The organism is Nitrospirota bacterium, assembly GCA_016180645.1.
In the GTDB taxonomy this organism is placed as follows: Bacteria; JACPQY01; JACPQY01; order JACPQY01; family JACPQY01; genus JACPAV01.
In genome coordinates this window covers 261,613-283,771 of record JACPAV010000003.1, presented here as the reverse complement: position 1 = coordinate 283,771, position 22,159 = coordinate 261,613, and the positions used below count along the sequence as shown (strand labels likewise).

General features: G+C 60.2%; 25 protein-coding genes and 5 tRNA genes. All 30 read left to right on the top strand.

Annotation, left to right across the window (positions count from 1 at the left end):
* Positions 1 to 59 precede the first annotated feature (59 nt).
* The 30 genes from HYT87_02840 to rplN all read left to right on the top strand — a co-directional run bounded on the left by HYT87_02840 (position 60) and on the right by rplN (position 22,157).
* Positions 60 to 132, top strand: a tRNA-Thr gene (locus HYT87_02840).
* Between the two features lie 129 nt (positions 133 to 261).
* A tRNA-Tyr gene (locus HYT87_02835) sits at positions 262 to 344 on the top strand.
* Positions 345 to 448: 104 nt separating this feature from the next.
* Positions 449 to 520, top strand: a tRNA-Gly gene (locus HYT87_02830).
* A 65-nt stretch (positions 521 to 585) separates the two neighbouring features.
* Positions 586 to 658: transfer RNA gene (locus HYT87_02825), tRNA-Thr, on the top strand.
* A 56-nt stretch (positions 659 to 714) separates the two neighbouring features.
* Positions 715 to 867 carry a 50S ribosomal protein L33 gene (gene rpmG, locus HYT87_02820; protein MBI2058681.1) on the top strand — a complete coding sequence of 51 codons (153 nt, stop codon included), beginning with the start codon at positions 715 to 717 and terminating at the stop codon, positions 865 to 867.
* A 51-nt stretch (positions 868 to 918) separates the two neighbouring features.
* Positions 919 to 992 (top strand) — tRNA-Trp (locus HYT87_02815).
* A 51-nt stretch (positions 993 to 1,043) separates the two neighbouring features.
* A complete protein-coding gene (secE, locus tag HYT87_02810) occupies positions 1,044 to 1,358 on the top strand; it encodes a preprotein translocase subunit SecE (protein MBI2058680.1) in 315 nt (104 codons plus the stop codon).
* 22 nt (positions 1,359 to 1,380) lie between these two features.
* Positions 1,381 to 1,911 carry a transcription termination/antitermination factor NusG gene (nusG, locus tag HYT87_02805; protein ID MBI2058679.1) on the top strand — a complete coding sequence of 177 codons (531 nt, stop codon included), beginning with the start codon at positions 1,381 to 1,383 and terminating at the stop codon, positions 1,909 to 1,911.
* Complete coding sequence (gene rplK / locus HYT87_02800; protein ID MBI2058678.1) at positions 1,911 to 2,342, top strand: 50S ribosomal protein L11; 432 nt, start codon at positions 1,911 to 1,913, stop codon at positions 2,340 to 2,342. Before nusG ends, rplK begins: the two co-directional genes overlap by 1 nt.
* Positions 2,342 to 3,037 carry a 50S ribosomal protein L1 gene (locus tag HYT87_02795; protein ID MBI2058677.1) on the top strand — a complete coding sequence of 232 codons (696 nt, stop codon included), beginning with the start codon at positions 2,342 to 2,344 and terminating at the stop codon, positions 3,035 to 3,037. Before rplK ends, HYT87_02795 begins: the two co-directional genes overlap by 1 nt.
* Positions 3,038 to 3,101: 64 nt before the next feature.
* Positions 3,102 to 3,629: a 50S ribosomal protein L10 gene (locus HYT87_02790; GenBank protein MBI2058676.1), complete on the top strand. Its 528-nt coding sequence runs from the start codon at positions 3,102 to 3,104 to the stop codon at positions 3,627 to 3,629.
* Between the two features lie 18 nt (positions 3,630 to 3,647).
* Positions 3,648 to 4,022, top strand: a complete 375-nt coding sequence (rplL, locus tag HYT87_02785) for a 50S ribosomal protein L7/L12 (protein ID MBI2058675.1) — start codon at positions 3,648 to 3,650, stop codon at positions 4,020 to 4,022.
* A gap of 17 nt (positions 4,023 to 4,039) precedes the next feature.
* Positions 4,040 to 8,125 (top strand): DNA-directed RNA polymerase subunit beta, encoded by a 4,086-nt coding sequence (rpoB, locus tag HYT87_02780; GenBank protein ID MBI2058674.1) that lies wholly within the window; start codon positions 4,040 to 4,042, stop codon positions 8,123 to 8,125.
* 19 nt (positions 8,126 to 8,144) lie between these two features.
* Positions 8,145 to 12,296, top strand: coding sequence for a DNA-directed RNA polymerase subunit beta' (rpoC, locus tag HYT87_02775; protein MBI2058673.1), 4,152 nt, complete (start codon positions 8,145 to 8,147; stop codon positions 12,294 to 12,296).
* A 6-nt stretch (positions 12,297 to 12,302) separates the two neighbouring features.
* Positions 12,303 to 12,674 (top strand): 30S ribosomal protein S12, encoded by a 372-nt coding sequence (locus HYT87_02770; protein ID MBI2058672.1) that lies wholly within the window; start codon positions 12,303 to 12,305, stop codon positions 12,672 to 12,674.
* 18 nt (positions 12,675 to 12,692) lie between these two features.
* Positions 12,693 to 13,163 (top strand): 30S ribosomal protein S7, encoded by a 471-nt coding sequence (rpsG, locus tag HYT87_02765; GenBank protein ID MBI2058671.1) that lies wholly within the window; start codon positions 12,693 to 12,695, stop codon positions 13,161 to 13,163.
* A 3-nt stretch (positions 13,164 to 13,166) separates the two neighbouring features.
* On the top strand, positions 13,167 to 15,329 hold the full coding sequence (gene fusA / locus HYT87_02760) for an elongation factor G (protein MBI2058670.1): 2,163 nt from the start codon (positions 13,167 to 13,169) through the stop codon (positions 15,327 to 15,329).
* A gap of 117 nt (positions 15,330 to 15,446) precedes the next feature.
* Entirely contained in the window at positions 15,447 to 16,637 is a 1,191-nt protein-coding gene (gene tuf, locus HYT87_02755) for an elongation factor Tu (protein MBI2058669.1), read from the top strand.
* A gap of 40 nt (positions 16,638 to 16,677) precedes the next feature.
* Positions 16,678 to 16,989, top strand: a complete 312-nt coding sequence (rpsJ, locus tag HYT87_02750) for a 30S ribosomal protein S10 (GenBank protein ID MBI2058668.1) — start codon at positions 16,678 to 16,680, stop codon at positions 16,987 to 16,989.
* Between the two features lie 7 nt (positions 16,990 to 16,996).
* Positions 16,997 to 17,629 (top strand): 50S ribosomal protein L3, encoded by a 633-nt coding sequence (rplC, locus tag HYT87_02745; protein ID MBI2058667.1) that lies wholly within the window; start codon positions 16,997 to 16,999, stop codon positions 17,627 to 17,629.
* Between the two features lie 2 nt (positions 17,630 to 17,631).
* A complete protein-coding gene (gene rplD / locus HYT87_02740; protein MBI2058666.1) occupies positions 17,632 to 18,288 on the top strand; it encodes a 50S ribosomal protein L4 in 657 nt (218 codons plus the stop codon).
* Entirely contained in the window at positions 18,285 to 18,617 is a 333-nt protein-coding gene (rplW, locus tag HYT87_02735) for a 50S ribosomal protein L23 (protein ID MBI2058665.1), read from the top strand. Before rplD ends, rplW begins: the two co-directional genes overlap by 4 nt.
* Before the next feature lie 4 nt (positions 18,618 to 18,621).
* Positions 18,622 to 19,449 carry a 50S ribosomal protein L2 gene (gene rplB / locus HYT87_02730; protein ID MBI2058664.1) on the top strand — a complete coding sequence of 276 codons (828 nt, stop codon included), beginning with the start codon at positions 18,622 to 18,624 and terminating at the stop codon, positions 19,447 to 19,449.
* On the top strand, positions 19,449 to 19,817 hold the full coding sequence (gene rpsS / locus HYT87_02725; protein MBI2058663.1) for a 30S ribosomal protein S19: 369 nt from the start codon (positions 19,449 to 19,451) through the stop codon (positions 19,815 to 19,817). The genes rplB and rpsS overlap by 1 nt, the downstream gene beginning before the upstream one ends.
* A gap of 8 nt (positions 19,818 to 19,825) precedes the next feature.
* Positions 19,826 to 20,161: a 50S ribosomal protein L22 gene (gene rplV / locus HYT87_02720; GenBank protein MBI2058662.1), complete on the top strand. Its 336-nt coding sequence runs from the start codon at positions 19,826 to 19,828 to the stop codon at positions 20,159 to 20,161.
* A 1-nt stretch (position 20,162) separates the two neighbouring features.
* Positions 20,163 to 20,837, top strand: coding sequence for a 30S ribosomal protein S3 (gene rpsC, locus HYT87_02715; GenBank protein ID MBI2058661.1), 675 nt, complete (start codon positions 20,163 to 20,165; stop codon positions 20,835 to 20,837).
* The gene (rplP, locus tag HYT87_02710) at positions 20,824 to 21,240 is read left to right on the top strand and encodes a 50S ribosomal protein L16 (GenBank protein ID MBI2058660.1); all 417 of its coding nucleotides are present in this window, start codon (positions 20,824 to 20,826) and stop codon (positions 21,238 to 21,240) included. The genes rpsC and rplP overlap by 14 nt, the downstream gene beginning before the upstream one ends.
* A complete protein-coding gene (gene rpmC, locus HYT87_02705) occupies positions 21,237 to 21,449 on the top strand; it encodes a 50S ribosomal protein L29 (GenBank protein MBI2058659.1) in 213 nt (70 codons plus the stop codon). The genes rplP and rpmC overlap by 4 nt, the downstream gene beginning before the upstream one ends.
* A complete protein-coding gene (rpsQ, locus tag HYT87_02700) occupies positions 21,436 to 21,756 on the top strand; it encodes a 30S ribosomal protein S17 (protein MBI2058658.1) in 321 nt (106 codons plus the stop codon). The genes rpmC and rpsQ overlap by 14 nt, the downstream gene beginning before the upstream one ends.
* Positions 21,753 to 22,157 carry a 50S ribosomal protein L14 gene (rplN, locus tag HYT87_02695; GenBank protein MBI2058657.1) on the top strand — a complete coding sequence of 135 codons (405 nt, stop codon included), beginning with the start codon at positions 21,753 to 21,755 and terminating at the stop codon, positions 22,155 to 22,157. The genes rpsQ and rplN overlap by 4 nt, the downstream gene beginning before the upstream one ends.
* Positions 22,158 to 22,159: the final 2 nt, after the last annotated feature.

Here is a 22,159-nt window from a genome sequence, read left to right as displayed (position 1 = left end):
AGGGCCTTCTCTGCAAAATGAAAGCTAGAGCGGGACAGGATACGTTCATGATTTTTTTTGCTGGTGTAGCTCAGGTGGTAGAGCGGCTGACTTGTAATCAGCAGGTCGGGGGTTCAAATCCCTCCGCCAGCCCGTCTGCCGTTTTCAAGCGGACAGCGGGCTCGGCGGAAGCCGGAAGGTCATAGACGAGCCTGCGCCTCGAATCAGGAATCAAGCGAAAGATACAAGCGGATGTACGAAAAAGTTTGCGCTCGACATGAGGGAGAGGTACCCAAGCGGCCAACGGGGACAGACTGTAAATCTGTTGGCGTACGCCTTCGGGGGTTCAAATCCCTCCCTCTCCACCCATCCGGCATGAGCGATGAGGTCAAAGCGATGAGGTCGAACCAAGGAATTCAAGCGCGGGCCGCTTTGTCCTCATTGCTCATAGCTCATCGCTTGGGATCCTGCGGGCGTAGTTCAGGGGTAGAACATCTGCCTTCCAAGCAGAGGGTCGTGGGTTCGACTCCCATCGCCCGCTTTCGGGTCGCCCCCTTCGCTCTGCTCCGGGGACGACGAATGGAGAGGCTATCGGCTCTTAGCGTCGCCCACCTAGCTCAGTTGGTAGAGCACACCCTTGGTAAGGGTGAGGTCAGCGGTTCAATCCCGCTGGTGGGCTCTTGGGGCCTGCCGGCAGGTCCACCGGCGGACGGCCGCTGAATCGCGAGGGATCGAATGCGCGCGTTACTGTCGCTGGCCTGTGAAGTTTGCAAGCGCCGGAACTATACGTCGTCCAAGAACAAGACGACCACGCCGGACAAACTGCAGTTCAAGAAGTACTGCCGGTTTTGCAGGAAGCATACCAACCATAAGGAAACGAAGGTCTGAGGGGCGCTCATGCTCGGTTCTGGCACCGGCGGATGGAATTCTCTTGCGTACAGGCCAGTAGCTCTAACTGGCAGAGCAGCGGTCTCCAAAACCGCGGGTTGGGGGTTCGAATCCCTCCTGGCCTGCTCGACCTTGGAACCGGTCGATGTGGATGGGAAGCACAAGGATTGAGGATGATGGCGGACACGATTGTTCACGAAGGCGGTGACAAGGTTGAAGAGAAGGCCCCCATCGGGGAGCGTCTGGCTGAAAAGGTCAAGATCGGCTCCCTGGCCCAGTCTCTTTCCCCCGCCCGGATCATGGAGACGGTGCGAAAATCCACGCAGTATTTCCGCGAGGTCGTCATCGAGCTGAAGAGCGTCACCTGGCCCGGGCGGAAAGAGGTGATGCTTTCGACAACCGTCGTGGTGGCGACGTGCATCGCCGTGATGGTGATCCTGGCGTCGCTCGATGCCGTATTCAGCCGAGTCATGAGGTGGATCCTTGAGTGAGGCGGAAGTGACCAAGGCGGTTGTGAACAAGAAGTGGTATCTCGTTCACACCCTCTCGGGCTATGAAAACGTGGCCAAGTCCTGTCTCGAGGACCGGGTGAAGGCGAGTGGCCTCCAGGAGTATTTCGACAATATCCTGATCCCCTCACAGGAAGTCACGGAAACCAAGAGGAACAAGCCCAAGACGGTCAAGCGGCCGGTTTTTTCGGGCTACATCCTCGTGAAGATGGACCTGAACGAGAAGACCTGGCACCTGGTGCGGAACACCCCGCGCGTCACGGGATTTGTCGGTGGGAACAAGACGCCGGCCATCATCCCGGACTCCGAGGTGGAGGATCTGTCGAAACAGATCGAAGACGGCACGCTGAAGATGAAGCCGGGCACCACGCTGGAGAAGGGCGATCACGTCCGCGTCACGGCCGGACCGTTCGTCGGTTTCTCGGGAATCGTGGACGAGCTCAACGTGGACCACAAGACGGTGAAAGTGACGTTCAGCATTTTCGGCCGGCCCACGCCGGTCGAGCTGGACATTGACCAAGTGGAGAGAGACTGATGGCTCCCAAGAAGGAGATGCGCAAAATCAAGCTGATGATCCCGGGCGGCCAGGCGAGCCCGTCCCCACCGGTCGGTCCGGCCCTCGGCCAGCACGGCGTCAACATCGGCGAGTTCGTGAAGGACTTCAACTCGAAGACCCAGAAAGAGTCGGGAACGATTCTTCCGGTGGAGGTGACGGTCTACTCGGACCGCAGCTTCACCTACGTTGTGAAAGTCCCGCCGGTTTCGGAGCTTCTCAAGAAGGCTGCCAACATTATTAAGGGAACCGCCCAGCCGGGCCGCGAAAAAGTGGGAACGGTTACGATGGCCCAGGTGAAGGAAATCGCGCAGAAGAAGCTGCCCGACCTCAACACGGACAGCGTGGAGTCCGCCATGCGCACCGTGGCGGGCACGGCGAGAAGCATGGGCATTACCGTGGAGGGGAACTGATGGCTGACCACGGGAAGCGGACCGAGAAGGCCCGGGAGGGGATCGATCGCAACAAGCGCTACGAAGCGACGGACGCCTTCGACATGATTCTCCAGAGGAAATTCGTGAAGTTCGATGAGACCGTGGACGTGGCTTTCCGATTGGGCGTGGACCCGAGGCACGCGGATCAGATGGTGCGTGGAACCGCTCTACTCCCGAATGGAACGGGTCGATCGGTGCGCGTTCTGGCCTTCGCGGCGGGCGACAAGGCCAAGGAGGCGCAGGAGGCCGGGGCGGATGTGATCGGTCTCGATGATTTGGTGGAAAAGATCAATGGGGGCTGGCTCGAGTTCGACAAAGTCGTGGCCACGCCCGATGTCATGGCCAAAGTCGGGAAACTCGGAAAGGTGCTCGGCCCTCGCGGCCTCATGCCGAACCCCAAGCTGGGCACGGTGACGTTCGACGTGGGCAAGGCCGTGCGGGATTTGAAGGCCGGCAAGGTGGAGTTCAAAGTCGACAAGGCGGGGAATCTGCACGCGGTGGTCGGCAAGGCGTCCTTCGGAAAAGACAAATTGGTGGAGAATTTCAAATCGCTCCTCGAAGCGGTGCAGCGCGCAAAGCCGTCCGGCGTGAAAGGCATTTACATCCGGAACGTGGCGGTGTCGACCACGATGGGCCCTGCCGTGAAAGTGGCGGTTCTGGAGGTGGCGGCGTGACCCCGCTCTCGCGAGATCTCAAATCTCAAATTTCAAATTTGAGATTCACGGAAGGTGGTGGGGCGTGACCAAGACGGAGAAAGAGACGTTCGTCAAGGATTTCAAGGGCGTGGTCGCGTCGGCCCAGGCGGTCATCCTCGCTGAGTTTAAGGGGATGAAGGTCGCCGAGGCGGTCGAGCTGCGTCGCCGCATCCGCAAGGTGAATGGAAAATACCAGGTCGCGAAGAACACGCTCTTGGAAAAGGCGCTGGGGGATACCCCGTTCAAGGGGCTTCAGCCCCATCTGAGCGGATCAACCGCGGTGGCGGTGGCTATTGGAGACCCCGTCCCATTGGCCAAGGCGCTCGTCGATTTCGGCAAGAAGTGTCCTCCGTTCAAAATCAAGGGGGCTTTCGTGGGCGATCGGCTGACGAGCGTGGAGGATCTGAACGTGCTCGCCGCTCTGCCGAGTCGGGAAATATTGCTTTCACAGATGGTCGGTGTTATAAAGGCGCCCCTTTTGAACCTTCTGAGTGTTCTTCAGGGTGTGCCGCTGAAACTGGTGCTCGTTCTCAAAGCGCTGGAGCAGAAACGAAATTCTCAGACGTCCTAAGGAGGAACCATGGCCGAGTTGAATGAAGAAGACGTAATCAACTACATCGAGAAAATGCCGGTGATCGAACTCTCAAAGTTCATCAAGAAGCTCGAGGAAAAACTGGGCGTCACTGCCGCGATGCCGATGATGGCGGCCGGACCGATGGGCGGTGCGGGTGCCCCGGCCAAGGCGGAGGAGAAGACCGACTTCAAGGTCGTTCTGGCCAACGTGGGCGCCAACAAGCTCCAGGTGATCAAGGTGGTCCGCGAAATCACGGGGCTGGGACTCAAGGAGGCGAAGGAGTTCGTCGAGAGCGCGCCGAAAGCCATCAAGGAGGGCGCGAACAAGGCGGAATCTGAGGAGATCAAGAAGAAGCTGTCGGAGGTCGGTGCGACGGTGGAACTTCAGTAAGGGCACGGGGAGGACGCATGTCGTCGGCGCTCAAGGGGAGAAGATATCGTCGGTCGTTCGGGCGGATCAAGCCGCTCGTCGACATTCCGGATCTGATCGAGATCCAGCGGAAGTCCTATGCGGATTTTCTGCAGGCGGCGACGGAGCCGGAGAAGCGGCGCAACGTGGGTCTCCAGAAAGCCTTCAAGAGCATCTTCCCGATTGAGAACTACGAGCGGACGGCCAGCATCGAGTTTGTGAAGTACAAGCTGCTGGAACCGAAGTACGACATCGACGAATGCCGGATCAAAGGCGCCAGTTTCGCCTCGCCCATGCGGGTCACGTTCCGCCTTGCGCTGTATGATCTCGACCCCGAGACGAAGCAGAAGAGCACGCGGGTGGTGAAGGAGGACGAAATATATTTCGGCGAGATCCCCCTGATCACCGATCGCGGAACCTTCATTATCAATGGGGTGGAACGGGTGGTGGTCAACCAGCTCCACCGGTCGCCGGGGTGCCTTTTCGACCGGGACAAGAATACGTATATCGCCCGGCTGATCCCTTCCCGGGGCTCCTGGCTGGATTTTGAGTTTGATTCCAACGACATCCTGTACGTCCGCATCGACGGTCGACGGAAGATTCCCGCCACGGTTCTCCTAAAGGCCCTGGGATTTACGGCGGAATTCCTCCTCGAACACTTCTATCCCGTCGAGGAGATCGTGGTGGACGGAAAAAAGCTGGTGCGCAAGATTCGCGAGCAGTTCTGGGCGAGCATGTTCGGCGACCTCAAAGACTCTCGAAACCTGGCCAATGCCCGCCGCAAGGTCAAGATGCTTTTCGACCCTCAGCTTCAGAAACAGAAGGATTTCGAAGAGATGGAGATTCCGGTGACGGCGTCGGAATTGAAGGATCGGATCACCGCGCGTGAGATCCTGAATCCGAAGACCAAGGAAACCCTTGCCAAGACGAATGAGGCGCTGACGTCGGAGAAAATCGAGGAGATCGTCGCCGCCGGAGTCGAGAAATTCCATGTGATCTATGTCGACAGCATGGCGGCCATTCCCTCCATGCAAAAAACCATCGCGAGCGACAAGGTTCAGACCCATCGCGAGGCCATTATCGACATTTATCGCAAACTTCGGATCACGGACGTGACGAGCGAAGAAATCGCGATGGATTTCTTCCACAATATGTTTTTCAACCCCGAGCGCTACGACCTCTCCCGCGTGGGCCGGCACAAGCTGAACATGCGGCTGCGGCAGGATGTGCCCGTGGAACACACGACCCTCCGGAAGGAAGACGTCCTTGGAGTGGTGGAACACCTCATCCGGATCAAGATGGGCGCGGAACGCGAGGATGATGTGGACCACCTGGGAAACCGCCGCGTGCGAAGCGTCGGCGAGCTGGTCGAAGGCCAATTCCGGTCGGGCCTCATGCGGCTCTCGCGCTCGGTGAAGGAGCGCCTCAGCGGCAGCGGCCAGGAGATCGATACGCTGATGCCGAGGGACATCATCAACATCAAGCCGGTCATGGCCAGCCTCCGGGAGTTCTACTACACCGGTCAGCTTTCGCAGTTCATGGATCAGACGAACCCTCTCTCCGAGGTGACCCACAAGCGTCGACTGAGCGCCCTCGGCGCCGGCGGCCTCACGCGCGAACGCGCCGGTTTCGAAGTGCGCGACGTGCATCCCAGCCACTACGGCCGCATCTGCCCGATCGAAACGCCGGAAGGGCAGAACATTGGACTGATCGTGTCGCTCTCGACGTACGCGCGGACCAACGAATTCGGTTTCCTCGAGACGCCGTACATGGTGGTCAAGGATTCCCGCACGACCGGGGAGGTGAAGTACCTCACCGCCCTGGAAGAGGAACAATACGTCATCTCGCAGGCGAATAACCCGCTCGACAAGCACGGCCGGTTTACGAGCGATCTGATCACCGCGCGCAGCAAGGGCGAGTTTGCCTTCGTCAAACCGGAGGAAGTGCATTTCATGGACGTGTCGCCCAACCAACTCATCTCCGTGGGCGCCGGCCTCATCCCCTTTCTGGAGCACGACGACGCCAACCGGGCCCTCATGGGGTGCAACATGCAAAGGCAGGCCGTGCCGCTTATCCGGCCCGAAGCGCCGTTGGTCGGAACGGGCATGGAACCCATCGTGGCCCGCGACTCCGGCTCGACCATCATGTCAAAACGGGACGGCGTGGTGGAATACGTCGATTCCTCCCGCATCGTCATCCGCTCGAAGAAACCGGTGAAAGACATCAACGATTCGGGTGTGGACATTTATAACCTCACGAAGTTCAAGAGGAGCAACCAGAACACCTGCATCAACCAGAAGTCCATCGTCCTGAACGGCCAGAAGGTCGTGGCCGGCCAGGTGGTAGCCGACGGGATGGCCACCGAAGGCGGCGATCTGGCGCTCGGCAAGAACGCGCTCGTGGCGTTCATGCCGTGGCGGGGATTCAACTTTGAGGACTCGATCGTGATCAGCGAGCGGATGGTTCGCGAAGATCATTTCACGTCCATCCACATCGAGGAGTTCGAGTGCGCGGCGCGGGATACCAAGCTCGGGCCGGAGGAAATCACGCGGGACATTCCGGACGTCGGCGAGGAACTCCTCAAGAATCTCGACGAGAGCGGCATCGTCCGGATCGGCGCGGAAGTGAAGCCGAGCGATATCCTGGTCGGCAAGATCACCCCGAAAAGCGAGACCCAGCTTTCCTCCGACGAACGCCTCATGCGCGCGATCTTCGGTGAAAAAGGGCGCGATGTGAAAAACATGTCGCTCACCGTCCCGCCCGGCATCTACGGCACGGTCATCGATGCGCGCGTCTTCACCCGCAAGGGCGTGAGCAAGGATCTGCGCGCCCAGGCCATCGAGCAGGACGACATCAACAAGCTGGAGCAGGACCGTCAGGACGAAATCCGCATCATTCAGGAGAACGCCCTGTCCCAGGTGCGTCCGTCGCTGGTCGGCAAGGTGGCCAAAGACGCGTTGAAGAACCCCAAGAAGCGCCAAGTCTATGTGAACAAGGGTGAGAAGATCTCGGACAAGGTCCTGGACGAAGTTCCGTTTGAGCTGCTGGGTAAGATCGAACTGAGCTCGGAGGAATCACAGGAGGAGCTTCAACAGATCCTGGAACGCTCGTACGAGCTGCTCGATCTCGTCAATTCATCGTTCGACAAGAAAATTGAAAAGATACGGAGTGGCGACGAACTCCAGGCCGGCGTGGTCAAGCTGGTCAAGGTGTACGTGGCCGTGAAGCGCAAGCTGGCGGTGGGGGACAAGATGGCCGGACGGCATGGGAACAAGGGTGTCGTCTCGATCATCGCGCCGGTGGAAGACATGCCGATCATGGAGGATGGGACCTCCATCGACATCGTGCTCAACCCGCTCGGCGTCCCCTCCCGAATGAACGTGGGACAGATTCTGGAAACCCACCTCGGATGGGCCTCCCACGAACTCGGAAGGCGCATCGAAGCGGCCGTGCGAGAGGAAAAGGCCGTCGATGACATCCGGGCCATCCTGGCGGACATCCACAAGGAGGACCGGGAGGTGTGTGATTGGCTCAAGGGAGCCACCCAGAAGGAAATCATGGAATTTGCTCTCGGGGAGCAGGACGGAATCCACCTGGCCTCTCCGGTCTTCGATGGAGCAGGGGAGGCGGACATCGAGGCGCTTCTCAAGCGCTCGGGGCTTCCCGTGGAAGGGCAGGTGACCCTGTTCGACGGCCGGACGGGAGAACCCTTCGCCCAGAAAGTGACCGTCGGCATCATGTACATGATGAAGCTTCACCACCTCGTGGACGACAAGATCCACGCCCGCAGCGTCGGCGGTTACTCACTGGTGACCCAGCAGCCGCTCGGTGGGAAGGCCCATTTCGGCGGCCAGCGCTTGGGTGAAATGGAAGTCTGGGCCCTCGAAGCGTACGGCGCGGCCCACACCCTCCAGGAATTTTTGACGGTCAAATCGGATGACGTCACGGGGCGGAACCGCGTCTATCAGGCCATCGTCAAGGGGCAGACCGAGTTCGATATCGGCATGCCGGAATCGTTCAATGTGCTCGTCAAGGAACTTCAAGGACTCGGGCTCAACATCGAGCTCTTGTCCGAGGAAGCGTAGACCGGGCGGGAGGTGACGCATGCGCGAACTGATCAACCTGTTTGAACCGACGACGGACCCGCAGACCATCCGGGCCATCAAGGTCTCCCTCGCCTCTCCCGAACAAGTCCGAAGCTGGTCCTTCGGCGAGGTCAAGAAGCCGGAGACGATCAACTACCGGACCTTCAAGCCGGAGAAGGAAGGCCTGTTCTGCGCAAAGATTTTCGGTCCGGTGCGCGATTACGAGTGCCTGTGCGGCAAGTACAAGCGGATGAAGCATCGCGGCCTGACGTGCGATCGGTGCGGCGTGGAAGTCATTTCGGCGGACGTCCGCCGGAAGCGCATGGGCCACATCGAGTTGGCCGCTCCCGTGGCCCACATTTGGTTCGTGCACTCCATCCCGTCCCGCATCGGTGCCATTCTCGATCTCAGCCCGAAGGAACTCGACCGGATTCTCTATTTCGAATCGTACATCGTCCTCGATCCGCGGAAGACGACGCTCCACAAGGGACAGGTTCTGACACGGGACGAATACTATGAGGCGAAGGAGAAATTCGGAGGACAATTCGAGACCGGGATGGGCGCCGAGGCGGTGGAGAGGCTGCTCAAGGATGTGGACCAGAAGAAACTGTCGGACTCGCTCCGCAAGCAGATGTCGGAGACCCAGACGGAAACCAAGCGGAAAAAGCTTCTCAAGAGGCTTAAAGTTGTCGACGCCTTCCTCCGTTCCGGTGTGAAGCCGGAATGGATGATCCTGCGGGTTGTTCCCGTCATTCCGCCCGATCTCCGGCCCCTCGTTCCCCTGGAGGGCGGGCGCTTCGCGGCAAGCGATCTGAACGAACTCTATCGTCGTGTCATCAACCGGCACAACCGGCTCAAGAAGCTGATGGCCTTGGATGCCACGCCCGAACTGATCTTGAACAACGAGAAACGCATGCTGCAGGAAGCGGTGGATGCGCTGTTCGAGAACGGGCGCCGGGGTCGCGTGGTCTACGGTCGCAACAAGCGGCCGCTGAAGTCCCTCTCGGATCTCATCAAAGGGAAGCAGGGCCGTTTCCGTCAGAACCTGCTGGGCAAGCGCGTCGATTTCTCCGGCCGAACGGTCATCGTCGTCGGCCCCGAGCTGCGCCTCCACCAGTGCGGCCTCCCGAAGATCATGGCCCTCGAGCTGTTCAAGCCGTTCGTCATCGGCCGCCTCATCGACCGGGGCCTGGCCACGACCGTCAAGGCCGCCAAGAAAATGGTCGAGCGCGAAGAATCGGTGGTCTGGGACATTCTCGATGAGGTGGTTCGCGAGCATCCGATCCTTCTCAACCGCGCGCCCACGCTGCACAGGCTCAGCATGCAAGGGTTCGAGCCCATTCTCACGGAGCAAAAGGCCATTCAACTCCATCCCCTGGTGTGCACGGCCTTCAACGCGGATTTCGACGGCGACCAGATGGCCGTCCATCTTCCCCTCTCGGTAGAGGCCCAGACCGAGTCCCGCGTTCTCCTCATGTCCACGAACAACATTCTTTCTCCGGCGCACGGGAAACCGATCATCAACCCCACGCAGGATATCGTGCTGGGGCTCTACTACTTGACCCGCGAGCGCGTCGGCGCAAGGGGCGAAGGGATGTCGTTTGGGGACCTCACCGAAGCGCGGCAGGCGTACGACAACGGCGCCGTGGACCTCCACGCCCGCGTCAAGGTGCGCGTGAAGGGAAAGTTGATTCAGACCACGCCGGGACGCGTCATCATGGCGGATGTTGTGCCGGAGGAGATGGCTTTCGAGGACATCAACAAGCTGATGACCAAGAAGGAACTGGCCCGGCTGGTGGATGTGGTCTATCGCCGTGTTGGGCTGAAGGCCACCGTGATCATGGGCGATCGTCTGAAGGACCTCGGGTTCCACCACGCGACCATGGCCGGAATTTCCGTGGCCGTGAAAGACATGATTGTTCCCAGCGAGAAGAAGAAGCTCATCGAGTTTGGAAATGAACAGGCCCAGGAGACCGAAGACCAATACCGGGAAGGGGTCATCACCGAGGGCGAGAAATACAACAAGCTGATCAGCATCTGGAACGGGATCACGAACCAGATCGCGGAGGAGATGAAGCGTGAAATCAGCTACGAGGACGCCACGAATAAAGACGGAAAGAAGGAGCATCAGCTCGCCTTCAATCCTCTCTTTATGATGATCGATTCGGGCGCCCGCGGCAGCGAAGAGCAGATGCGGCAACTCGCCGGAGTGCGAGGCCTGATGGCCAAACCGTCGGGCGAGATCATCCCGACGCCCATCACGAGCAACCTGCGCGAGGGTCTCAGCATGCTCCAGTACTTCATCTCGACCCACGGGGCGCGCAAAGGGTTGGCCGACACGGCCCTCAAGACCGCCACCGCGGGCTACCTCACCCGCCGCATGGTGGACGTTGCCCAGGATTCCATCGTGACGGAAAACGACTGCGGCACGCTGGACGGCATCGAGGTCACGGACTTGATTCAAGGCGGGGAGGTCAAAACCCGCCGGAGCGAGCGCTCTTTGGGCCGCGTGGCCCTGACGGACATCATCAACTCCGTCACCGGCGAAGTCATCGTCCATGCCAATGAAGAAATTGACGAAGCCCGGGTGGAGAAATTGAGCGAGGCGGGCGAAACCGTCGAGCACGTCATGGTGAGGTCTCCGCAGACCTGCCAGACCCGCCACGGAATCTGCGCCCTGTGCTACGGGCGGGATCTCGCCCGGGGGCGCCTGGTGCATTTGGGCGAGGCCGTTGGAGTCGTGGCCGCGCAATCGGTGGGCGAGCCGGGCACGCAATTGACCATGCGAACCTTCCACATCGGCGGCACCGCCACCCGGCACGTGGAGAAGAGCACGATCGAATCCCCGACGGATGGCGCCGTGACCTATGGCGACAAGCTGCGCGTCGTCCTCAAAGGCGAAAACCGCTGGCTGGCGATGACCCGGAATGGCGATGTGAAGGTGACCGGCGTCGGCGGGGCTGTCCACAAGTTCCCGGTCAATTACGGCGCGTTCCTGCTCGTCAAAGATGGAGAGAAGGTAAAGAAAGGGCAGCGAATTGCGGAATGGGATCCCTATTCCAGCGTCATTCTGACGGACATGGCCGGCAAGGTCGTGTATCAGGATATTCATGACGGCATTTCGCTCCGCGAGCAGGTGGACGAGGCGACCGGTCTCTCACACAAGATCATTGTCGCGGCCAAAAACGTCGATCTGCGGCCCAGGATTATCGTGCAGGACGCCGGCAGCAAGGATACGAGCTACTTCCTGCCGGTAGGATCCCACATCGGGGTGGACGCAGGTTCTCATGTGGAGTCGGGCGACGTGATCGCGAAGATCCCGCGCGAAACCACGAAGACCAAGGACATCACCGGCGGTCTGCCGCGAGTCTCCGAACTTCTGGAAGCGCGACGCCCCAAAGAGGTGGCCGTCATCACCGAAATCAACGGCGTGGTTTCGTTTGGCAAAGACCTCAAGGGCAAGCGGACGGTCATCGTGACACCAGACCGCGGCGAGGCCAAGAACTATCAGATCCCGCGGGGCAAACATATCTGCGTGCATGAAGGCGACTACGTCCAGGCCGGCGATCAGCTTATGGACGGCACACCCAACCCGCATGACCTCCTGGTCGTTCGAGGGGTCAAGGATCTCGCCAAGTATCTCGTGGACGAAATTCAGCTCGTGTATGACTCACAGGGTGTCAAGATCAACGACAAGCATATCGAATTGATCGTCCGCCTCATGCTCCGGAAGGTTAAGATCACTTCTCCCGGCGACACGACGTTCTACGTCGGCGAGGAGGTGGACAAGTTCCTGTTCGAGGAGGAGAACGCCCGCATCATCAAGCAGGCGGGCCGGCCGGCCACGGCGGAGTACATCCTCCAGGGGATCAGCCGGGCGTCGCTTTCAACCGACAGCTTCATCTCGGCCGCCTCCTTCCAAGAGACGACGAAGATTCTGACCGATGCCGCGGTCGGCGGAAAGGTCGATTACCTGCGCGGGCTGAAGGAGAACGTGATCGTGGGCCGACTCGTTCCGGCGGGCACGGGATTCCCGAAATACCGCAAGACGGAGATCGATGTTCCCATGGAACCCCCGGCCGAAGTGCCGGCAGAGCCTCCAATGGAAGTACCGGGCGTTCAGCCCCCGCTGGCGTTCGGAACGGTTCCGGAAAAGATCGCGGAGGAATAGCCCACCGTGCCGACCTTCCAGCAACTTATTCGCTTCGGGCGGACCCGAGTCCGGAGCAAGAGAAGAACCGCAGCCTTGGGCGGTTGCCCCCAAAAGCGGGGCGTTTGCGTTCGCGTCTACATCATGACGCCCAAGAAGCCGAATTCTGCACAACGCAAGGTGGCCCGCGTGCGGCTGACGAACGGTATTGTCGTGACCGCCTACATCCCGGGGGAGGGACACAACCTCCAGGAGCACTCCGTGGTACTCGTGCGTGGCGGTCGCGTGAAGGATCTGCCGGGTGTGAAGTATCACATCGTTCGCGGCGTGCTGGACTGTCAGGGCGTGCAAGAACGCAAGCGCGGCCGATCGAAGTACGGCGCGAAAGCCCCGAAATAGGACCGGAGCACCCAAGCCATGGCACGAAAAGGAAAATCTTTGCGGCGTGAAGCGGAACCGGACATCAAGCATGGTGACTACTTGGTGGGAAAGTTTGTGAACTACATCATGATCCAGGGAAAGAAGCGTCTCGCGGAACGGATCGTCTACCAGTGTTTCGATCTCATGGAAAAGAAAACCAAGGAAAACGCGGTGGAGTCCTTCAAGAAGGCCGTCGAGAATCTGAAACCCATCTTGGAAGTCCGGCCGCGGCGCGTCGGGGGCGCCACCTACCAGGTTCCGATGGAAGTACGCTCAGAGCGGCGCCTCGCGCTCGCGCTCCGCTGGCTGATCGGGACCGCCCAGGACCGTCCCGAGCGGACAATGACGGAGCGACTTGCGGGTGAGATTATGGAAGCCTGCCAGGGGAAGGGATCGGCCATGAAGAAGAAGGAAGAGATGCACAAGATGGCCGAGGCCAACCGCGCTTTCGCGCACTACCGCTGGTAGATCATGCTGGGAGCGTCTACGGTGGAATCCTCTACGGTCAATGCCTCTCCGGTTTCCGTGCCGGCCAAACCCGAGGCCTCCCCGTCCGCGCTTGATCGTTCCCGGAACATCGGAATCATGGCGCACATCGACGCGGGGAAGACGACCACCACGGAACGCGTCCTCTACTACACCGGCGTAACGTACAAACTGGGGAATGTGGATGAAGGCAACACCCAGATGGATTGGATGGAGCAGGAGCAGGAACGGGGCATCACGATTACGGCGGCGGCGACCACCTGCCACTGGAAGAACCATCGGATCAACCTGATCGACACCCCTGGGCACGTGGACTTCACCATCGAGGTCGAGCGCTCGTTGAGGGTTCTGGACGGCGCCATTGCCGTGTTCTGCGGCGTGGGCGGAGTGGAGCCCCAGACGGAAACGGTCTGGAGACAGGCGGACAAGTACGGAGTGCCGCGCATCGCCTTTGTCAACAAGCTTGATCGCGTCGGCGCCGACTACGCTCAAGTGGTGGCGATGATGAAAGAGCGCCTATCCATGACACCGATCCCCGTGCAGCTTCCGCATTTCACGAAGGAAGGCGAATTCCTAGGCGTGGTGGACCTTATCGAAGAGAAAGCATGGACTTGGGATTCCACAACCCTCGGGGCCAAGTATACCCTGCAGGAGGTGCCGGCCGAGCTCCAGTCGCAGGTGAGTGCGGCGCGAACAAGAATGCTCGAACTGCTGGCCGAGTCGGACGAAGTCTTCATGGATCTTTATCTTGAAAAGAAACCGTTCGGGGTCGCGGAAATCCGGAAGGCGCTTCGGGCGGCCACGCTCAAGCTCCATGCGGTGCCCGTCCTTTGCGGCTCCGCCTTCAAGAACAAGGGCATCCAGCCGCTCTTGGATGCGGTTGTGCATTTCCTTCCGTCGCCGTTCGATGTGCCCCCGGTCGAAGGCACGAATCCGGATACCAAGGAAAAAGAGCTGCGCAAGCCCGATGCGAAGGACCCCATGGCGGCCCTCGCCTTCAAGATTGTGACCGACCCCCACATGGGCCAACTCACCTATGTGCGCATTTATTCCGGTGTGGTGGAGGCGGGACAGAATATCTTCAATCCCCGCAGGGATCGGAGAGTGCGGGTCGGACGCCTGCTGAAAGTGCACGCCAATAAAGTGGAAGACATCAAGCAGGCGTCGGCCGGCGAGATCGTGGCCATTGGGGGTCTCAAGGACGTCATCACGGGCGACACCCTTTCGGACGAAGATCACCCGATCGTTCTGGAGGCCATGGATTTTCCGGAACCCGTCATCTCGGTGGCCATCGAACCCAAGACCAAGGCGGATCAGGACCGGATGGATGTCTCCCTTCAACGGCTGGCGCTGGAGGATCCGTCCTTCCGGATGCGCCAGGACCCCGAAACCGGCCAGCTCATCATCGCCGGAATGGGAGAGCTCCATCTCGAAATCATCGTCGATCGCATGCTCCGTGAATTCAAAGTGGCCGCCAATGTCGGCAAGCCCCAGGTGGCCTACAAGGAAACGATTACCCGGGCAGCCGAAGGCGAAGGTCGCTACATCCGTCAGACCGGCGGTCGCGGCCAGTACGGGCACGTCGTCCTCCGCGCCGATCCCCAGGAAACCGGCAAGGGGTTCGAGTTCGAAAATGCCATCAAGGGCGGCTCGATTCCAAGGGAGTTCATGCCCGCTATCGAGAAGGGAATCCGCGAAGCCATGGATTCCGGTCCGGTCCGCGGATATCCCGTAATGGATGTAAAGGCGACGATTCTCGACGGTTCCTATCACGAGGTCGATTCGTCGGAAATAGCCTACAAGATTGCCGGGAGCATGGCGATCAAGGACGCCTTGAAATCCGCCGGACCGATCCTCCTCGAGCCCATCATGAAGCTTGAAGTGGTGGTCCCCGAATCGTTCCTGGGCGAGGTGCTCGGGGACGTCAACACGCGGCGCGGGAAAATCGGCGAAATCGAACCCCGGGGTGGTATCCGCGTCATCCGCGCGGATGTGCCCCTCGAACAGATGTTCGGTTATGCCACGGGTCTCCGGAGCCTGACGCAAGGGCGTGGGACCTACACCATGCAGTTCGACCATTATTCCCGAGTGCCGGCGAGCGTCCTCGAAAAACTCACCGGGGGGAAGACTACCCCAACAAAGAACTAAATCATGAGGAACATGTTTCAAAAGAATCGACAATCGACTGTCGAAAATCGGGAACCGGGTATCGCCGATTCTCGATCTTCCATTCTTGAGGCGGCGAGTCCGCTCTAGGAGGTACACATGTCGAAACAGAAATTCGATCGAAAGAAGCCGCACGTGAATATCGGAACGATCGGTCACGTGGATCACGGGAAGACGACCCTCACAAGCGCGATCACGAACGTCCTCGCGCGAAAGGGGTTGGCCCAGGCCAGGTCCTATGAGGAAATCGACAACGCCCCGGAGGAAAAGGCGCGAGGCGTGACGATCAACGTCCACCACGCGGAATACGAGACCCCCACCCGCCACTATGCGCACGTCGACTGCCCCGGGCACGCGGACTACATCAAGAACATGATCACCGGCGCCGCTCAGATGGACGGCGCCATTCTCGTTGTCAGCGCCCCGGACGGCCCGATGCCCCAGACGCGGGAGCACATTCTTCTGGCCCGACAGGTGGGCGTCCCCCACATCGTGGTGTTCCTCAACAAGTGCGATGCCATGGAGGACAAGGAGTTGCTGGATCTTGTCGAATTGGAAGTTCGGGAGTTGCTCACCAAATATGAATTCCCCGGCGACAAGATTCCCGTTGTTCGCGGAAGCGCCATTAAGGCGTTGGAGGGCGACACGAGTGATATCGGTGAGGCAGCCATCCTGAAACTGATGGAGACCATCGACACGATCATCCCCGAGCCCGTCCGGGACATCGACAAACCGTTCCTGATGCCGGTGGAGGACGTATTCTCCATCTCAGGCCGCGGGACGGTGGTTACGGGCCGCGTGGAGCGGGGCAAGGCCAAGGTGGGCGAAGAAGTCGAAATCGTTGGATTTCGGGCCACGTCCAAAACCGTCATCACGGGTGTCGAGATGTTCCGCAAGGTTCTCGATGAAGGCAGGGCGGGCGACAACGTCGGTCTCCTTCTTCGAGGCACCAAGAAAGAAGATGTGGAGCGCGGTCAGGTGGTCTCCAAACCCGGAAGCGTCACGCCCCACACGAAATTCGACGGGGAGGTTTACATTCTCAGCAAGGAGGAAGGCGGTCGTCACACGCCCTTCTTCAAGGGATACCGCCCGCAGTTCTACTTCCGCACCACCGATGTGACCGGCAGCGTGGAACTGCCGGCGGGCGTGGAAATGGTTCTGCCGGGTGACAACGTGAAAATGAAGGTCGAATTGATCACGCCCATTGCCATGGAAGAGGGTCTCCGGTTCGCCATCCGCGAGGGCGGCAAAACCGTGGGCGCCGGCGTGGTCGCCAAGATCAACGAGTAGGGAGTATCGATTCTGATGGATCTCAAGGCATAGGTGCGGGGTGGAGAACAGCAAAGACCGGATCATCCTCAAGTCCTTCGACCACCGTCTGTTGGACAAGGCGGTGAAGGACGTGGTGGATACCTTGAACCGGACGGGCGCGCAGATGGCCGGCCCCATTCCTCTGCCCACCAAGATCAACCGGTTTTGTGTTCTTCGATCGCCCCATGTCAATAAGAAATCCCGCGAACATTTTGAGATCCGCACGCACAAGCGCGTGATCTACATCATCAGCGGAACATCGATGACCGGCGAGGCCCTGTCGAAGCTCGAGCTTCCGGCGGGCGTGAGCGCCAGCATCAAGAAGGGATGAGGGCGAAATGGCGGGCGGGCTCTCCGGACTCCTTGGGACGAAAGTCGGAATGACCAGAGTCTTCGAGAAGGACGGAACCGTAACGCCCGTGACGGTGGTCAAGGCCGGCCCCTGTTTCGTGACGCAAATCAAAACCCCGGAGAAGGATGGTTATGGCGCCATTCAAGTAGGGTTCGCCGCCGTGAAGGAGAATCGGGCCACCAAGCCGATGCTCGGACATTTCAAGAAGAGTGGAGGCCGCGCGTTCCGTCATGTGAAGGAATTCAAAGTGGGCGCCATTGATGGCTTTCAACTCGGGCAGGAAATCACGGTGGGCATTTTCGCCAAGGGAGACAAGGTCGGCGTGTCGGGCGTGACCAAGGGGCGGGGATTCCAGGGCGTTATCCGGCGTCACGGTCATACGGGCGGCAAGGATTCGCACGGCTCGATGTTCCACCGCGCGCCGGGGAGCGCGGGGTCGGGCACCGATCCCGGTCGGGTTCTCAAGGGACGCGAATTCCCGGGGCACATGGGCGCAAAACAGGCCACGATCAAGGGACTCGAAGTCGTCGAGGTGAAGGAAAGCGATCAGCTTCTTCTGATCAAAGGTGCGCTTCCCGGACCGCCGAACGGAGTTCTCGTCATCATGAAAGCGTCTTGAGGGTGACGGATATGGCCTCCGTTCCGGTTGTCAACAGTCGAAATGAGCGCGTGGGAGATTTGAATCTTCCCCCGGCGTTGTTCGAAGCTCGTGTCCGCAAAGATTTGATGCACTCCGCCGTCGTCGCCCATCTGGCCCGGCTCCGTCAGGGAACCGCCTCCACGAAAACTCGAAGCGCCATGAAAGGCGGCGGCAAGAAGCCCTGGAAGCAGAAGCATACGGGGCGCGCGCGGGCCGGATCCATCATATCGCCGATTTGGGTGGGTGGAGCCATCGTATTTGGGCCGCTACCCCGCGACTACGGCTGGCACCTGCCCAAGAAAGTGAACCGCGCTGCTCTGTTCTCGGCCCTCTCCCATCAATTCAAGAGCGGAAACCTGTCCGTGGTGGATGAGCTGAAGGTGGAAAAGGGGAAGACCAAGGAAGCGGCCGTGATCCTGTCGGCCCTCGGCGTGGGAGAAAACGTGCTGGTCATCGATGCTTCGCCGGACCCGTTGCTGAGGCGCGCCGTGAGAAACTTGCCGAAGGTTCGCCTGACGGTTCCCCAGAACCTGGATGTGTACACCATTCTTCTCCACAAAAAGATCGTGTTGACCCGGAAGGGAGTGGAAAGCCTGAAGACTTGGTTCAAGGCCGACGGGGAGGGGAAACCGTCATGAGCAAGATCCTCGTTCAGCCTGAGGAAGTACGGTGGCAGAATCTCCTGGTCCGTCAGGTGGTGACCGAGAAAACCAAGGGTTTTCAGATGAGTGACAATCAGTGGGTTTTCGAAGTGACGAAGGATGCAACCAAGACGGCCATCAAACACGCCGTCGAGAAACTGTACAAGGTCACGGTGACCCGGGTCGCCACGCTGATCGTGCGCGGCAAGGGCGTGGCCGGCCGGACCCGCTCCCCCAAGGGCATGAAGTTTTTCGAGTCGCGCCGGCCCAACTGGAAGAAAGCCGTCGTAACCCTGAAGGAGGGCCAGCGGCTGCCGCTGGCCTGATACGATGCCGCTTCGACGACTCCGCCCCCGCTCACCGGCCTCGCGGTTCCGTGAAATGCGGGATGTCTCCGGCTTGACCCACAAGGAACCGGAGCCGTCGCTGGTGTACTTCCGCCATCGGGCGCTGGGACACAACAACCAGGGCCGGATTACCATGCGTCACCGGGGGGGGGGGCACCGCCGGCTCTACCGCATCATCGATTTCCGTCGCGACAAGGTGGGAATGCCGGCCCAGGTGGTGGCGTTGGAATACGACCCGAATCGTTCCGCCGATCTGGCGCTCGTTCAATACGCGGATGGCGAGAAGCGCTACATCCTGGCTCCCCTGGGCCTCAAGATCGGAGACACGGTGGTGAGCGGGCCCGAATCGGACGTGAAAACCGGCAATGCGCTCCCGTTGCTGAACATCCCGGAAGGTCAAATCGTCCACAACATCGAATTGAATCCCGGCCGAGGCGGCCAGATGGTGCGGAGCGCGGGGGGGGGCGCCCAGATACTCGCGAAGGAAGGGGATTATGCGCAGATCAAGCTGCCTTCGGGAGAAATACGCCGAGTGCGCCTGGCGTGTTATGCCACGGTGGGTCAAATTGGAAACATCGACCATTCGAACCTGACCATCGGGAAGGCGGGACGGATGCGGTGGATGGGATGGCGCCCGCACGTGCGCGGCGCGGCCATGAACCCCGTGGATCATCCGCACGGCGGTGGTGAAGGCAAGTCGGGCCAGGGCAATCCCCATCCGGTTTCGCCGACCGGGGTGCTGGCCAAGGGGTACAAGACCCGAAAGAACAAGTCGACCGACAAGTACATTGTGAAGGACCGGAGGCTCTAATGCCGAGATCGCTGAAAAAGGGACCCTTCGTGGACGGCCACCTGCTGGAGAAAATTGAGAAAATGGGCCGGGCCTCGTCCCGGCAGCCGATCAAGACGTGGTCGAGGCGCAGCATGATCGTTCCCGAAATGATCGGGTTCACGTTCCTGGTCCACAATGGAAACAAGTTCAATCCGGTTTACATCACCGAGGCGATGATCGGGCACAAGCTGGGAGAGTTCGCTCCCACCCGGAAATCACCGACGCATGGCGTACCGTCGAAAGCGTCCATCGCCGCCGCCGCGGGCGCCCCTGCCTCCGGCTCGGCGCCGGCCGCGGGAGCCGCGCCGGCAGCGGCCGCCCCTGCCGCGGCCCCGGCCAAGAGTTGAGGTGACGTGTGGCGGCCAATGCCAAATTAAGATTCGCGCGGCTGAAGCCCCGGAAAGTGCGTGACGTCATCCGGCTCATTCGAGGGAAGCGGGTGGAGGAGGCCGAGGCCATTCTCCGAGGCGTGGAAAGAAAATCGAGCAGTATCATTCTCAAACTCCTGAAGGCCGCGGTCGCGAGCGCGGAATCGCATACGGACATGAACTTGGAAAAACTGATCGTGGCGAAAGCGGTGGTGGATGAGGGACCGATGATGAAGCGGTTTCGGCCCATGCCGTTCGGGCGCGCCGGGAAGGTCCGGAAGCGCATGTGCCATATTTCCATTGAACTGGCTGAAGCGAGGTAGCATGGGACAAAAAGTCAACCCGATCGGTTTCCGTCTCAAGATCGTCAAGGACTGGACGTCACGCTGGTATGCCGAGAAGGACTATGCGACCTGGCTCCACCAGGATCTGTTCATCCGCGACATCATCCAGCGGGAGTGGTCCACGGCGGGGATCTCCAAGGTGGAGATGGAACGCTCGGGGCGATCGCCCAAGGTCATCGTCCACACCTCCCGGCCCGGCATGGTCATCGGGAAGAAAGGGGTGGAGAGCAAGAAAATTGAGGACATCATCGAGAAGAAGCAGGGCGTTAAGGTGGAAGTGGAAGTGAGGGAAGTGCGCCGTCCGGAGACGGACGCCCAATTGGTTTCCCAATCCGTGGCGCGCCAGCTCGAGAGCCGGATCTCCTACCGCCGGGCGATGCGCAAGGCGATTGGGACGGCGCTCCAATACGGGGCGCTCGGGGTGAAGATCATGTGCGCCGGCCGGCTGGGCGGCTCTGAAATCGCCCGCCGGGAGTGGTATCGGGAAGGCCGCGTTCCGCTCCACACGCTCCGGGCCGATATCGATTTCGGCGTGCACGAGGCCCACACGAAATATGGCGTCATCGGCGTGAAAGTGTGGATCTTCAAGGGAGAGGTGTTGGAGCGGGAGGTGCTGCAGGCGCCCAAGAAGGAGGCCGTGAATGCTGCAGCCTAGCCGGACGAAGTTCCGGTTCTACCACACCCAGAAGGTCGGCGGTGTGGCCAAAGGGGGGACGAATCTGGCCTTCGGCGCCTACGGGCTCAAAGCCGTGGAAGCCGGTCACGTCACGGATCGTCAGCTCGAGGCGGGTCGCGTGGCTATCATTCGCGCCATGGGGAAGGGCGGCAAACTTTGGATCCGGGTGCAGCCGAACATGCCTTTCACCAAGAAACCGCTCGAAACGCGTATGGGAAAAGGCAAAGGGAATATCGAAGGTTGGTATGTCCTCATCAAACCCGGAAAAGTCCTTTTCGAGGTCGAAGGCGTAGGTCAAGCCCAAGCCGTTTCGGCGCTCCGACTGGCGGCGAGCAAGCTGCCGGTCCTGACGAAATTCATCGCGAGGGCGGATACGCTATGAGTTTGAAATCGAGGGAGCTGAGAGAAATGACCGGTGATGAGCTGGGAAAGAAGCTCCAGGACATCAGCAACGACATGCTCAAGGCCCGTTTGGAAGCCCGAGGCCGCCGTGGACCGGCGAGCGCCAAAGGGCGCCTCCTGCGGCGGGACAAAGCCAGAATTCTGACCATCATGAGACAAAAGGAGAAAGCGGCCCATGCAGAAAAATAGGCGCATCCTGGAAGGGGTCGTCGTCTCCGCGAACATGGTGAAAACCGTGTCCGTCGAAGTCACCCGGACGCAGATGCATACGGTGTTCGGAAAGTACCTCCGCCGCCGGAAATCTTTTCTGGTGCACGACGAAAAGAGCGAGTGCAAGGTGGGGGATCGCGTGGAAATCCGGGAATCCCGCCCGATCAGCAAGCGAAAACGTTGGGCGGTGCTGCGAGTGATCCAGAAGGGTGGTGAAATCGTGGCGGATACGGCCGGGTCCGCGGCCGGGGAAGTTCCCGCGCCGGAAGGCGGAGCGGCCGCATGATCGGGCGCCGGAGCATTCTGGAGGTGGCCGACAACACGGGTGTCCGGAAGGCCCAGTGCATCGGGATGGTCGGCTACGCCAAGAAGCGCTATGCGCGGATCGGGGATATCATCACGATCTCCGTGCGGGAAGCCATTCCGCAACTCATGACGCGACGAACCGACAAGGATAAGACCACACGGAAACTTACAAAGGGCGAAGTCGTCCGGGCCGTGGTGGTGAGGACCCGAAAAGAACATAAGCGAAGGGACGGGACGACCATTCGATTCGACGACAACGCTATTGTGCTCGTGGGGACGGATAATGAACCTTTGGGCACGCGCATCTTCGGACCGGTGGCGCGCGAGCTCCGAGGACTCAAATTCATGAAGATCGTTTCCCTTGCTCCGGAGGTGCTCTAGGC